At 38.6% G+C, this 13,415-nt stretch carries 13 protein-coding genes and 1 other annotated feature; of the genes, 5 read left to right on the forward strand and 8 right to left on the reverse strand.

Annotated elements, in window-relative coordinates; translation table 11 throughout:
• Positions 1-390 precede the first annotated feature (390 nt).
• Positions 391-732, forward strand: a complete 342-nt coding sequence (locus B7E05_RS15080) for a P-II family nitrogen regulator (protein ID WP_080874979.1) — start codon at positions 391-393, stop codon at positions 730-732.
• A gap of 18 nt (positions 733-750) precedes the next feature.
• A complete protein-coding gene (locus B7E05_RS15085) occupies positions 751-2,121 on the forward strand; it encodes an ammonium transporter (RefSeq protein ID WP_080874980.1) in 1,371 nt (456 codons plus the stop codon).
• Positions 2,122-2,165: 44 nt separating this feature from the next.
• Here the strand turns inward: B7E05_RS15085 and B7E05_RS15090 are convergent, their stop codons facing one another.
• Entirely contained in the window at positions 2,166-2,768 is a 603-nt protein-coding gene (locus tag B7E05_RS15090) for a GNAT family N-acetyltransferase (protein ID WP_080874981.1), read from the reverse strand.
• 145 nt (positions 2,769-2,913) lie between these two features.
• A complete protein-coding gene (locus B7E05_RS15095; protein WP_080874982.1) occupies positions 2,914-4,146 on the reverse strand; it encodes a putative glycoside hydrolase in 1,233 nt (410 codons plus the stop codon).
• A 222-nt stretch (positions 4,147-4,368) separates the two neighbouring features.
• Positions 4,369-4,541 (forward strand) — a binding site (T-box leader).
• A 118-nt stretch (positions 4,542-4,659) separates the two neighbouring features.
• Here B7E05_RS15095 and trpS point away from each other — a divergent pair.
• Complete coding sequence (trpS, locus tag B7E05_RS15100) at positions 4,660-5,649, forward strand: tryptophan--tRNA ligase (RefSeq protein ID WP_080874983.1); 990 nt, start codon at positions 4,660-4,662, stop codon at positions 5,647-5,649.
• Between the two features lie 48 nt (positions 5,650-5,697).
• Here the strand turns inward: trpS and B7E05_RS15105 are convergent, their stop codons facing one another.
• The 6 genes from B7E05_RS15105 to B7E05_RS15130 form a co-directional block, all read right to left on the reverse strand.
• Complete coding sequence (locus B7E05_RS15105; protein WP_080874984.1) at positions 5,698-6,459, reverse strand: DUF3603 family protein; 762 nt, start codon at positions 6,457-6,459, stop codon at positions 5,698-5,700.
• 147 nt (positions 6,460-6,606) lie between these two features.
• The gene (locus tag B7E05_RS15110) at positions 6,607-6,813 is read right to left on the reverse strand and encodes a YuzI family membrane protein (RefSeq protein ID WP_080874985.1); all 207 of its coding nucleotides are present in this window, start codon (positions 6,811-6,813) and stop codon (positions 6,607-6,609) included.
• 114 nt (positions 6,814-6,927) lie between these two features.
• Positions 6,928-8,169, reverse strand: a complete 1,242-nt coding sequence (gene fabF / locus B7E05_RS15115) for a beta-ketoacyl-ACP synthase II (protein ID WP_080874986.1) — start codon at positions 8,167-8,169, stop codon at positions 6,928-6,930.
• A 27-nt stretch (positions 8,170-8,196) separates the two neighbouring features.
• Positions 8,197-9,135 (reverse strand): beta-ketoacyl-ACP synthase III, encoded by a 939-nt coding sequence (locus tag B7E05_RS15120; RefSeq protein WP_080874987.1) that lies wholly within the window; start codon positions 9,133-9,135, stop codon positions 8,197-8,199.
• Positions 9,136-9,316: 181 nt separating this feature from the next.
• Positions 9,317-10,273 carry a BMP family ABC transporter substrate-binding protein gene (locus B7E05_RS15125; RefSeq protein ID WP_080874988.1) on the reverse strand — a complete coding sequence of 319 codons (957 nt, stop codon included), beginning with the start codon at positions 10,271-10,273 and terminating at the stop codon, positions 9,317-9,319.
• Positions 10,274-10,291: 18 nt separating this feature from the next.
• Positions 10,292-10,900, reverse strand: coding sequence for a hypothetical protein (locus tag B7E05_RS15130; RefSeq protein WP_080874989.1), 609 nt, complete (start codon positions 10,898-10,900; stop codon positions 10,292-10,294).
• A gap of 1,318 nt (positions 10,901-12,218) precedes the next feature.
• Between B7E05_RS15130 and B7E05_RS15135 the strand changes: the two genes are divergently transcribed.
• Both B7E05_RS15135 and B7E05_RS15140 read left to right on the forward strand, forming a co-directional pair.
• Positions 12,219-12,395 (forward strand): DUF2929 family protein, encoded by a 177-nt coding sequence (locus B7E05_RS15135; RefSeq protein WP_080874990.1) that lies wholly within the window; start codon positions 12,219-12,221, stop codon positions 12,393-12,395.
• A gap of 169 nt (positions 12,396-12,564) precedes the next feature.
• A complete protein-coding gene (locus tag B7E05_RS15140; RefSeq protein ID WP_080874991.1) occupies positions 12,565-13,386 on the forward strand; it encodes an undecaprenyl-diphosphate phosphatase in 822 nt (273 codons plus the stop codon).
• The last annotated feature ends 29 nt before the right edge of the window (positions 13,387-13,415 follow it).

Raw genomic sequence — 13,415 nt, forward strand, 5'->3', positions numbered from 1 at the left:
TAACTTTATTAAATAATAATAAGTATAATCTACCTGTATGTACTTATTATACACCAAATATCTAATAAAAGGTAGGGGTTGCGATAAAATCATTTATTTAATTTATCTTACCGCCTCTTACATATTTTTAAGTTTCCCTTCTCTAATTGATAATAAACCTGAAAAATAAAATTTATCGCAAAGAATTTCTCTTTAAATACTGGTTCTTCATCAAAATACTGTATTTATTTATATTTACCATCATTCATGCCTATTTAAACATATTTTTTGAAAACGTTTTATTCAAAATAATCTTACAAAAACCTTGCAATTAAAAAAAGATACCATTATGATATATAACATAACTCATTGTGTTAGGTTTTCTAACATAATCAAAGGAGGAGATCTTTATTGAAAAAGGTGGAAGCAATTATACAACCGGAGAAATTTCAGGATTTACGGGAAAAACTGTCCGCAGTTGGTTTTGACGGACTGACAGTAACAGAAGTTGCCGGAACAGGAAAGCAAAAAGGCAAGGTAGGTGTATATCGTTCTACAGAATTTGAAGTTACCTTACTTTCCAAGCTAAAAGTAGAATTAATTGTATCGGAAGACCGAACAGATGAGATTGTCGGCCATATTATGGATGCTTGTAAAACAGAACAAATAGGAGATGGGAAAATTTTTATATCGCCTATGGAGCAAGTTATTCGAATAAGAACCGGAGAAAGTGGAACAAAAGCCATTTATTAAAAATGAGGAGGAAACCATATGTGCAAAAAAGTATTTTCATTCGCAGTCCTATTATTTTTATTCACTACGCCAGCATACGCTCAAACACCGACAACCGAGTCTTTGGAATTATCCATTAATCTTGTTTGGGTCATGCTGGGAGCCATTTTAGTTTTCTTTATGCATGCGGGTTTCGCCATGGTCGAATCCGGTTTTACCCGTTCTAAAAACACATTAAATATTTTAATGAAAAACTTTTTAACCATTTGTACTGCTGCTATACTCTTTTTCTTAGCCGGATATGGCATTATGTTCGGTTCTTCCTTAGGATCTATGATTGGAACAGATGGTTTTTTCTTAAATGGTGTAGAAGATGTTGGATTCTTTGTATTCCAGGCTATGTTTGTTGCAACTTGTGCAACCATTATCTCTGGAGCTGTTGCAGAACGGATAAAATTGGGAAGCTATGTACTTATTGTTATAGCAATGACCGTGTTTATCTACCCAGTAGCAGGCCACTGGATTTGGCAAGACGACGGCTGGTTAACTGCCCTTGGATTCAGTGATTTTGCCGGTTCTACGGTTGTTCACTTGACCGGTGCAACCGGGGCACTGATGGTTGCACTGATTCTTGGGCCAAGAATCGGGAAATACAGCGGAGAGAAAGTAAATGTTATTCCTGGACATAATTTACCCTTAGGAGCGCTCGGCATATTCATACTCTGGTTAGGCTGGTTCGGATTCAATGGCGGAAGTACGCTGGCAGCCGACCCTTCCCTGGTTCCATATGTTATCGGTACAACGCTATTATCTACATCTGCTGCACTAATCTCTTCTTCATTCTATACAAAGCTGCGTTTTAAAAAAGTGGATGCATCGTTATCCATGAATGGTGTGTTAGGAGGTCTAGTCGGCATTACTGCAGGAGCAGCAGAAATTTCATTAGGCGGTTCCATTCTCGTCGGTCTGGTATCCGGCATTTTATTAGTAGAAACCATCCGCTTTATCGATACAAAATTACGTATTGATGATCCCGCCGGAGCTATTGCAGTACATGGAGCCTGTGGAATTTGGGGAACACTGGCTATCGGTTTTTTCTCGATAGATACAGGATTATTTTACGGCAACGGATTTTCTCAGCTGGGTGTTCAAGCAACTGGTGTTTTGGCAGTCATGTTATGGGTTTCTATAACAGCAGGCGGATTTACTTATGTATTAAATAAAATTTCGCCAATCCGTGTATCTGCTGAAGAAGAAAAAGCTGGGCTGGACTTTACCGAACATGGTTCCAGTGCGTATAATTTTAAAGACAGTTTACTGGAAGGAAGTTCAAGTCCTAAAGCACCAACTGGACTGGCGGATCGTTTGAATCAAAGTACATCTGCACAACCTTCAACAAAATCTTCTTAAAACGAAAGACTGCAGAGACAAAATCCTCTGCAGTCTTTTTTATTTTACCTATTATCTTTTTCTTTCCGTTTCTGGATACCAGCTAACAGATTATCTGCTTTTTCATTTTCGTTATAATGCAGTACCTCATCAGAAGGCTGATATTTTTTTCCGTAGATTTCCTTATCTTTATATGTATGAATGTCTTCATACATTTTTTTCATTTGGCTGTAAATGACTTCCTCTGAATCATCCTCTGGCGACCAGTATAAAATCTCCATCGGGGTTTCTTCATCTGTTGCCAGCGATTTACGGTTATAACCGATTGCCCTGGCATGATGAAAGCCTTCACGGGAATAAAATTTTAATCTTTTCTTTGAATCTGTATCTTCATATTTAACTGGCTCTACTTCCAGTATAATCGCCTTGCCTTTTTCTTTCAGCTTGTCCATCAGCTGATGACCAATCCCCTGTCCCCGTGTATTTGCAGAAACCCAGAGGTAATCAATAAAAATAAACGTATCAAATTCAGCATACATCAATACATGCTTCGGACTCTCATCTTTGAAATAGACATCGCCTTTTTCCGCCAGCAAAATCTCCATATGTTGCTTGGATTTCATTTCTTCTACCGGAAAATAATCGTTCAGCTTTTCATACCAATTCATACAAGTTGCTCCTTTATCGATTATTGTTTTTTATTATAACTGATTACATTTCCATTGTGAAATATAAGCTGGGATTATTTTAACAGATATATCGCATACAAAAATGGCATAACGAAAAGCCGCGGAACCCATCCGCGGCTTTTCATTACTCCTCTTCTTCTTTCCCTTTTAGATAATCTACACCTTCCGTATAAGTGTTATTGGCGTTCCAAAGTAAAAATTCATCGATTCCATTTTCATATAATGCTTTAATTTGTGCTTCTACCTCTTCTTGGCCGTATTCAAATGTCGGTCCGCTATACAGCCATGGAGCACTGAAATCTTGCAGCCATGGTCGTGACATTGGTGGTTCATCCAAATCACTTAATACATCATTTTCTACTTGGGAATATTCGTCAACAAGAGCATATGGTTCTTCATCCGGGTTGGAAAGTCCAAAGTAAGAGCCCCAATGACTTGGATAAATCATAGATGAAATAATATCCACGTTCTCTGAGATTTTCGAGAAGTTCTGGCCAATTCCAGGTGTTTCCTCAATCGTTGCTGCGTATCCGAAAATATCCGCGGATACATCCACATCATAATTACTCAATTCTTCTTGGGCATAACCAACAAAATCAGTTACTGCTTCGACACGCTTTTGCGTATTATTCATATCCAAATCCGCATAATCTCCCATGGAGTATTCCAAATCTTCATCTCTTGTTTCAAAGCCTTCCGGGAAACGGACATAGTCGAATTGAATTTCTTTAAAGCCCATTTCCGCTGCCATTTTAGCAATTTCTACATTATATTCCCAGACTTCTTTTTCGAATGGATTAACAAAAGCATCTCCTCCGCCATTTTTCCAAACTTCCCCGTTCTCTTTAAAAGATAAATCTGGTCGTTCTTCTGCTAAAATACTATCTTTGAAAACAACAATGCGTGCTATTGGATAAATTTCTTCTTCTTCTAATCGTTCCATCATGGCATCCGGGTCAGAAATATATGTTGTTCCGATATCTTCGTATACCGATTCTTCTTCCGGAGCAAAAGTGATATGTCCGTAATCCTCTTTCACATCAATAACCATTGAATTTAAATCTGTTGAAGACACAAAGTCTATTAAATCATTCATTTTTTCTCCACCGGCCGTGTTCCCCGTTACATAGATTCCTCTTACTGCATCCGGATATGTAAAATTATAATCAGATGTAATGACAAAACGACTGAACTGCTGGGATGTATCTATTTCTTTTAAACTGGTGGTTCGCTCTTTATGTGATTGCGCTGTTACGTCTGCCCCATCCTCTGCACGAACTTCCTCTGCTTGCCCCATACCGACAAATGCTGCACCAGCAACAGCACAAGTCATCACCAGGCTCTTCCATTTCCTCATCCAATCAATCTCCCATATGTATATATTTTCTTACTATTATAAAGGAATTTTGAGCGTTTTTAAAAGAAAAAATCGAAAAAAGCGGAAAAAAGTTTTCATTTGTATGATAAAAGGTTGCTAAAATAATCCCCCAAAAAAAGATTTAGATACTTCTTCGCTTTCTCATGTATAAGTTCACTTGCAATTTGGCAAAAATAAACTTATAATAAACTTAATTAAATATGAAGAGCACAGAAGAAGATAAAGTACATCTTTCCCGCTGATTTTAGAGAGCTTGTGGTGCTGCAAACAAGTATCAAGGGAAGATGGAATTGGACTTTGGAGCTTTTTTAATAATGAAGTGATTCTATTTTATAGAATAAGCAGGGTGGCAACACGGTTCATTCGTCCCTAATCGAGGGATGAGTGGGCTTTTTTATTGCCTGGGAAATAATGCAACATTACTCCAAGGCAGCTAAGCCTTTCCCAGGCAGACATTATTTCTGCTTCAAAATAATAAATGAGGTGAAAACATTGCAAACCATTTTTTCAGGAATTCAGCCCAGTGGTACTTTGACTCTGGGAAATTATTTAGGTGCCCTACAACAATTTGTCGAATTGCAGGATGAATATGATTGTTACTTCTGTATCGTTGATGAGCATGCCATAACTGTTCCGCAAGACAGATTAGCATTAAGAAAAAATATTAAATCATTAGCTGCACTTTATTTGGCGTCGGGAATCGATTCAAATAAAGTTACTCTTTTTGTCCAATCCGAAGTCCCGGAGCATGTTCAACTAGCTTGGATTCTTCAATCTATCAGCTATGTTGGTGAATTAGAGCGGATGACACAATACAAGGATAAATCACAAGGGCAAGAAGCTGTTTCTTCCGCTTTGTTAACTTATCCTTCTCTTATGGCAGCTGACATATTATTATATAATACCAATGTCGTTCCAGTCGGAGATGACCAAAAGCAACATTTGGAGCTGACGCGTAATTTAGCACAGCGTTTTAATCACCGCTTCAACGATATATTTACCATCCCGGAAATTCGCATCCCTAAAGTTGGTGCACGTATTATGTCTTTACAGGATCCAACGAAAAAAATGAGTAAATCAGATACGAACCAAAAGGGATATATCTCAATGCTTGATGAACCAAAGCAAATTGAGAAGAAAATCAAAAGTGCTGTAACAGATTCAGAAGGTATTGTTAAATTTGACAAAGAAAACAAACCGGGAATTTCTAATTTATTAACGATTTATTCCGTTTGTACCGGTGAATCCATTGAAAGTATCGAGGAAAAATATGCCGATAAAGGATACGGAGATTTTAAACAAGATACAGCCAACGCTGTCGTCCGTGTTTTAGAACCGATTCAAGAGAGATATAAAGCATTAATTGACTCCGAAGAATTAGACCTTATCCTGGACAAAGGAGCAGAAAAAGCCTCCTTTACTGCCGGTAAGACATTAAAAAAAGCAAAAAAAGCTGTCGGATTAGGAAGAGTCAGGAAATAAATAAATCCCGGGAAACGTACGTCATTGTACTTCCCGGGATTTTATTGATTAATTTTGTTTTGAAGTATTTTCTTCCGATTCTATTTCAGCTTCCCACATTCTTTCCAGGAAAGCCTGTCCGCGGATTAATTTCCTGCAAAGCTCTTCATGCGACTGGCTCCAGCCATTTTTTAATCCATTATACAGCGCCTCCCAAACTTCTTCTTCATTCATGTATTTGATAGACGGGTATTTTTTTGGATTCCATTCGGTAAGCCAGTATCGTAATTCTTGTTTATCATTTGTTGTCTTTAACTGATCCAAACCAATCATTAAAAGCTGTTTCAGTTGGCGTTCTCTTCTTGTAAGTCCATAAATAAAGGAAGGCGGCATAGAAAGCATATGATATTCTTTTTGATAGTTCTCATATTGACAATCGTATGTTTTTTGTTCTGCTTTTTCAATCATGCTATATACTAACTGTTCCTGTCTGGGAATTAATCTGCTTTTTCTAACCGGGATATAGTATCCTGCCGTATCAAAAGCGAGAATTTCCATTCCATCTGTCACGACAGCCGCATATTCCAAGACTGTTCTTTTTTGCCCCTTACGTATTGTTGCTCTTTTGTAGATCGAATCGAGTAAGTCTTTCGGGAGTTCAAGAATATCATTTTCAATATATTCAAAAAGCTCACTCGATATGTACAATAACGGTACTTGATCCAGCAATTCAATCGAATCCGATTTCCTCCATTCATGAAAGGGGCATACATTATATCCGTTCTCTTCCCCTTCAAACCAATTTACCCAAGCATCATGTAAATATAACATTTCCTAACCCCACCTTATCTGCCATTTTAAATCTCTTAGTCCTCAGAGAATCATTTCCCGCTTTAACATATCAAAGACATTTATTCTCCTTGAACTTGAAGGTTAAAATACATTATGACCATCTCACATTTTTTTATGCGAAAACACTTATTTTTCTACGTTAAAATGGCGGAGTGAAATCAATAAAAGGAAGACGCCTAAAGGAAGAAAATAACATTCTAATCGTCCTGCTATAAACACAAAATAATCAACCCATGTTAACCCAGCGGGGAGAAAATTAAAATAAGCTATCACGGTAACACTTCCTGTAACAGTCATCCCGAATCCGACTAAAAATAAAAAGAAAGAACCCATCGCCTCGCCTCGCTTGCTTGTCCAGTTAATATCATTCTATGTGCTTGTCCTCAGGAAAATACAAATTTTCATAAAAAAACTTACCTCTTTAAAAAAGAGATAAGTCTTTATCATCTATGCTTCATATTTTTTAAATACGAGCGCTACATTATGCCCGCCAAAACCTAACGAATTACTTATTACTGCATTGACTTCTTGTTCTCTTGCTTCATTTGGTACATAATCCAGGTCACATTCCGGGTCAGGTGTTTCATAGTTTATCGTTGGAGGTACAACGCCATCAACGATTGCTTTAATAGAAATAATTGATTCCACTGCTCCCCCAGCACCTAACAAATGACCAGTCATTGATTTGGTGGAGGAAATAGCCAAGCTGGATGCTTTTTCACCAAAGACCGTTTTGATAGCTTGTGTCTCATATTTATCATTCAAGTCGGTACTTGTACCATGCGCATTCACATAATCAATCTCATCGGAAGTCAGATGTGCATCAGCAATGGCTTGTTGCATTGCACGTGCTGCACCTTCTCCGCTTTCTGCTGGCGCGGTAATATGATACGCATCACCTGTTGCTCCATAACCAACAATTTCTGCATAAATTTCTGCACCGCGCTCCTTAGCAGATTCAAGCGATTCTATAATCAGAATGCCTGACCCTTCTCCCATCACAAAACCATTTCGATCTTTATCAAATGGGCGGCATGCTTTCTTTGGATCGTCTGTAGTCGATAATGCTTTCGCTGAAGAGAACCCAGCAAATGCCATATCACTGATTGGCGCTTCGGTGCCGCCTGTAATCATCACATCAGCATCGCCACGCTGAACGGCTTTGAATGCATCTCCAATAGAGTTCGCACCAGAAGAGCAGGCAGTCACCGTACAAGAGTTGATCCCTTTTGCTCCTAACTGAATAGATACTTGTCCAGCAGCCATATCCGGAATCATCATCGGCACGAAGAAAGGACTAACGCGCTTCGGACCTTTCTCTAAAAATTTGGAGTGCTGCTCCTCCCAAGTTTTCATTCCGCCAATGCCAGATCCAATCCAAACACCGATACGATTTGCATTTTCCTCTGTAATTTCTAATTTAGCATCTTCCACGGCCATTTTGGCAGCAGCCACTGCAAATTGCGTAAATGGATCCATTTTACGTGCATCTTTTTTGTCCATATATGCATTTGGATCAAAATCCTTCACCTCTGCAGCTGCTTTAGCTGTAAATAATTCTTTATCTACTTTTGTTACAAAGTCAATACCCGATTTCCCATTACGAATGCTTTCCCACATGGTAGCTACATCATTACCAACGGGAGTTACAGCTCCTAGTCCTGTTATTACAACTCTTTTTTCCACGATTGTTATCCTCCTTTAACTAGATAAGACTTACCTGCCCCAGCGCATCGCAACAGCACCCCAGGTTAGGCCTCCTCCGAATCCGACTAATACGATTAAATCATTATCTTTTATTTTACCTTCTTTTACTGCTTCAGACAAAGCCATAGGGATCGAAGCAGAAGAATTATTTCCAAAACGCTCAATCGATTTTGCCATTTTATCCTCAGAAATACCTAAACGTTCTCTCGCAGCTTCCATAATCCGGATATTTGCCTGATGCGGAACAAGATAATCCACATCTTCACGGGACAATCCGACTTTTTCAACCACATTGATGGTGGATTCCGGCATTTGTCTTACAGCGAATTTAAAAACTTCTCTTCCATTCATGATAATATGGTCTTCTTTATTTAAGTAAAGTTCCTTCCCGCCAGCGCCATTTGCGCCAAGTTCAAAGGACAGGATTCCTTTCCCTTCAGATACTTCTCCAATCACAGCTGCTCCAGCACCATCGCCAAATAAAACGCATGTAGAACGGTCTGTCCAATCGGTTATTTTCGACAGCTTCTCTGTTCCGACTACAAGTACATTTTTGTATGTTCCAGTAGCAACAAATTGATTTGCTGTAATAACACCATACATAAAACCGGCACAAGCTGCACCTACATCCATTGCCGCAGCATTTACAGCGCCTAACCTTTCTTGAATCCGACAGGCAATAGACGGAAAAGCTGTATCCGGTGTTACCGTCGCTACTAAAATTAAATCAATATTTTCCGCCTTAACATCCGCTTCATTTAATGCATCTACAGATGCTTCATAGGCCATATCTGAAGTATCAATATCGTCTGTAGCTAACCTTCTTTCATGGATTCCTGTTCTGGTCCGAATCCACTCATCATTGGTATCCACAATTTTCTCCATATCATGGTTAGTAACTACATTTGTAGGTAAATAATGGCCGGTTCCTAAAATACCGATACTCATTTAAACGCGCTCCTCTTCTATATAACATTAATATCAATCATTATGACTTGGTACTAATTTTAAGATAAAATGAATTGGATAGCAAGTTACAATTTACATGGAGCATGCAGACGCTTTTACCACGTTTTATGATGCTTTTATTCTCACCGATATATGAATACAAACAGCATAGCATGCTGTATTAATATTCATTCGGTAATAAGCCTGTTTCAATATAGGCTTCAATATCGTTTTCCACCTGCATTTTCACATCATCCGGAACGGAAGGATGAAATGCACCTAAAGAAATAAATTCATCATGGAAATCATAGGTATAGATTTTTCCTTCTAAATCCTGTTTGTTAAAATCGTCTGCTACCAATTGATACAGGTCACCGATGTTCTGAATAGTACTGGTTAAAACAGCATCCGGAGCGATTTCCCTCTGATCCGTCAAATAACCGATAGCATACAGGCCATCTTTTTCGGCCGCTTTCAAAATACTCTCACTAAAAGCATCTCCGGTCGGATAAAAAACATCTACATTTTGCTCTTTCATTTTTGTATAATTATCCATTGCAAGTTCTGTATTATTCCAATCATTTAAGTAATCCAACTTTATCTCTGCTTCTTGATTAACATGATTCACGCCTTCGAAGAACCCTTCTACTTCCGGTTGCCAGTAATAAGCAGAAATAACTCCGATCTCATTGCTTTCTGTCATATTTCCTGCAACCATACCGGCAAAGAATCCCATTGCATGTGCATTAAAATTTAAAGAAGTCACATTTTCACCGGATTCACCGCCATTGACATAAACAAAATGAACGTCAGGGTAACTTTCAGCAAGTGACATAAAATATTCGCCATAGATATTACTGTGGCCGTAAATCAAGTTAACACCGTTGTTTACAAATTCATCCACCGTTTCTTGTACTTGGTGCATGGTTTCTATATTTTCCTCATAATAAACATCCGTATCGTACGTATCACCTATTTCTTGCATTGCGTTATATCCTTGTTCTGTCCAAGGATTATTATCTATTTCAGCATCCGTTATAAACCCGACATTTTGTATTTGACCTGTCTCAAAATAAGAACAAGCAGACAATGTGCAAATCAACGAGAAGAGAATCATTGGATAGTAGATATATTTCACTTTAGCACACCCATTCCATTACCGCAGTTGCTTATTAAATGTTTGTATTGTTTTTATGACTGCATTTATATCTCTATTTTCCAGTAGAACCTGCTTTTTTTCAACTTTTGTGTTTGTTAAGTTATCGTTAACAGAAATAATCTCTATTAATGTAGGCAAATAGCTCATTTTTATCCATTGCATCAATACTTTTAAGAAATCTTTGATATATATCGCTTTTTTTTGCCAATCATTGTCTGTATCGGGCATTGTTCTGCCATCACCATCCAAAATCAACCCGTTCTCCCCCATTTCCATCCCCTCGCCGATAAGATAAGGTGCATAAATGACGGTCGTACGTGGAGTATCTGATTCTATATTTAAATTGGCATCGGTTTGAATGTGCATCACTCTCTCCGCATGCCGGTGCACATTCTTTACCTCAGTATGATTGATAACAACTGCCAGGTCATAATCTTTTGTTATTTGATCCACTTCTTGAAAGTGACTATTTCTTCCAAAAAAATCTTCTAAACCTGAATCAATTTGCGTATTGCGAATGCCATCAACGTAACACCCATCCTCCAAGAATTTTGTTACAATATGATATCCTGCCCAATGGTTATGGGAAATAACTAATATACGCAAACAAAACACTCCTCTCTCCTCTAATTATTAATAATGATTGTGTTCTCAACTTTCGCACCTAAGAGTAAGCATATAACCCTTGCTGTTCCAGGATGAATATGATCTCTATTATTCTGCTTGTTTTTCGTTCAATCATTCTTCTATTTTTGAACGGGATATGGTGTGTAGCTCCGCTCTGGCCAACCACTCCGCTTTTCAAGTGGACCTTCAGCTCGCCCTGCGATGCACAAATGTTTTCGATAGGGCGAGTAACCGTAGCAATGTTGTCAGGTTAGTATGACCGCTACGGAAAAACACTACGCTTTCCGCGGGCCCCGAGCTCACTCCTCCTCGGAAAAAAGAAGTTCGCTTTTTTCCTGCGGGGTCTTCCCACTGGGACTGCGCTTACTCGCCCCACCGAAGACATTTGCGCTTTCCCGCAGGAGTCTCCGTGTTTTTCCTCCGCTGGTTAGCTTTATTGCTCTATGCTTATAGCAACTATTATTTTTTGAAAATTTATTAACCTGACAACATTGGTAACCGTAGTCCCAGGACGTGCAAGTGCATGCGTTGTGACTGGAGTCACGATTTCAGCCTGTAAACCACTAGTTCTACGTGGTTGGCCTGCGCTCTAATAGGATTCTACAGCACATGGAAGAAATGACATCCTGATGAAGTGAGATGAAATAATCGCTTTTTAGCCTAAATAAACCATCATTTTGATGTTTCCAATGGTTGATTTAGCAGTTCAAATCATGACATCGTGGATCATTCATATCAAGAATAGCTTTCATTCATAGAAAGGACTGATTCATGCATCACGAAAAATTTGTTCTTTCTGATTTAACTTTTATTAAGTTTGCTGTCTCAAACAGCATCGAATCCCTTGCTAGCGGAGGCGGACCGTTTTGACTCCTGAGGGATCAGCACCATCTGAAGATGCCCTTTTGCCAAGTGCTCTTCTTGGCAAAAGTTAGCTGAAGAGCGTGCCCCTAGGCAGACTAAGAACGCAACGTCCTGTTGCAACGTCTGCACTAGTACATCCTGTACGTCGGAAAGCAAAACGGTCCGCCGTAGCGGTCGCCTTACACTGTACCTTCAAATCTTTGTCAATAGCTGTACGGAAGAAACAATCAACCCCTGTTTCTATAGAGTGGAAGTCACTTTTTTTAGTGCCAAAGTTGAGTTATGTTTTACTCAAAAAATGATTGCCATCTTCCAGTTGATTTTTATTCATGATTTTTTTATTATCTTTCAAGCAAGCGAAGATGTTTCGTGTTAAAATGTTAATATATGAAAAGAATAATTTTTAAACAAGTTAGTAAAGCGAGGTGGACATATGCGTTTTATAGGAACTATTTTTTGGGCTGTTGCTATTGCTTTAGCAGTTTCTTATGTATTGACAAGTATGGGAGGACAGCCGTTTGTTATTCGCGATGCACTCATTGTAGCAGGCATCTTTGTTGTATTCATTTTTGTTTTAACCAATTTCGTTTTGAAAGAAGACACCAAATAAGAAAAACCCCTTGTCTTAGTATATGCGGCAAGGGGTTTCAATATTTCAGATGAATCTGTAAAGATTTTTTATCTCCAGGTAAAAGTTCTATGTCTGTATTTTTCAGCATATTTACATATAAGAGACAGGCTCGGAAATGAAAAGAAAAAAATAAAGGAAGGTATTTAAAATGGATGCTTTAAGTAATTTATGGACATTGATCCAGTATTTTATTCTTGGTATCGTTCAAGGTGTTACCGAACCAATTCCGGTATCCTCCAGCGGACACTTAATCATTGTCAGGGAGTTATTTAACATCGAAGCCAGAGGGCTCTCCTTTGAAATTTTTGTTAACTTCGCTTCTCTGCTGGCAGTTATGCTGATTTACCGCAAAGATATTGTACGTTTAATCGTTAATACGTGGAATTTCTTATTCAAAGGGGATAAAACCGTCAAAAGTGATTTTATGTTTGTTGTTTATCTCGTTATTGCAACCATTCCTGTAGGGGTTATTGGTTTGCTGTTTGGAGATGTGCTTGGCGAAACATTAAGCGGTACAAATGTAGTTGGAATTACTTTACTTATTACTGCGCTTTTTCTTTGGATTATCCGCAACCTCAGAGGCCGTAAACAGGATGGAGATTTATCCACCAAGGATGCTGTGATTGTGGGGCTTGTTCAATCTATAGCTGTCACACCGGGAATAAGCAGATCCGGTGCTACAATTGTCGCTTCTATGCTTGTCGGAATGAAGAAAGAAACAGCTTTACGATTCTCTTTCCTGCTTTATATCCCGGTAAGTCTCGGGACAGGTATTCTTGAAATTCCGGAAATCGCTCAAGATCCAGCAATAAGTTATCTATGGGCACCCTATCTGGTAGCATTTATGACAGCATTTATCGCCAGCTATTTTGCCCTTAAATGGTTTATGAATATCATGCGCCACGGAAAATTGGAGTATTTTGCATACTACTGTGTGGCCGTTGGACTTCTTGTATTGCTTTTCCTATAAGCATTCGTAATAAAAGAAAGCATCTACAA

This window comes from Oceanobacillus timonensis, from assembly GCF_900166635.1.
GTDB lineage: Bacteria > Bacillota > Bacilli > Bacillales > Amphibacillaceae > Oceanobacillus > Oceanobacillus timonensis.

Coding starts and splice junctions, on each gene's coding strand:
- B7E05_RS15085 (WP_080874980.1), top strand. CDS start 751: ATGTGCAAAAAAGTATTTTCATTCGCAGTCCTATTATTTTTATTCACT.
- B7E05_RS15090 (WP_080874981.1), bottom strand. CDS start 2,768: ATGAATTGGTATGAAAAGCTGAACGATTATTTTCCGGTAGAAGAAATG.
- B7E05_RS15095 (WP_080874982.1), bottom strand. CDS start 4,146: ATGAGGAAATGGAAGAGCCTGGTGATGACTTGTGCTGTTGCTGGTGCA.
- B7E05_RS15105 (WP_080874984.1), bottom strand. CDS start 6,459: ATGTTATATTTACATGATGCTTGGGTAAATTGGTTTGAAGGGGAAGAG.
- B7E05_RS15110 (WP_080874985.1), bottom strand. CDS start 6,813: ATGGGTTCTTTCTTTTTATTTTTAGTCGGATTCGGGATGACTGTTACA.
- B7E05_RS15120 (WP_080874987.1), bottom strand. CDS start 9,135: ATGAGTATCGGTATTTTAGGAACCGGCCATTATTTACCTACAAATGTA.
- B7E05_RS15135 (WP_080874990.1), top strand. CDS start 12,219: ATGCGTTTTATAGGAACTATTTTTTGGGCTGTTGCTATTGCTTTAGCA.
- B7E05_RS15140 (WP_080874991.1), top strand. CDS start 12,565: ATGGATGCTTTAAGTAATTTATGGACATTGATCCAGTATTTTATTCTT.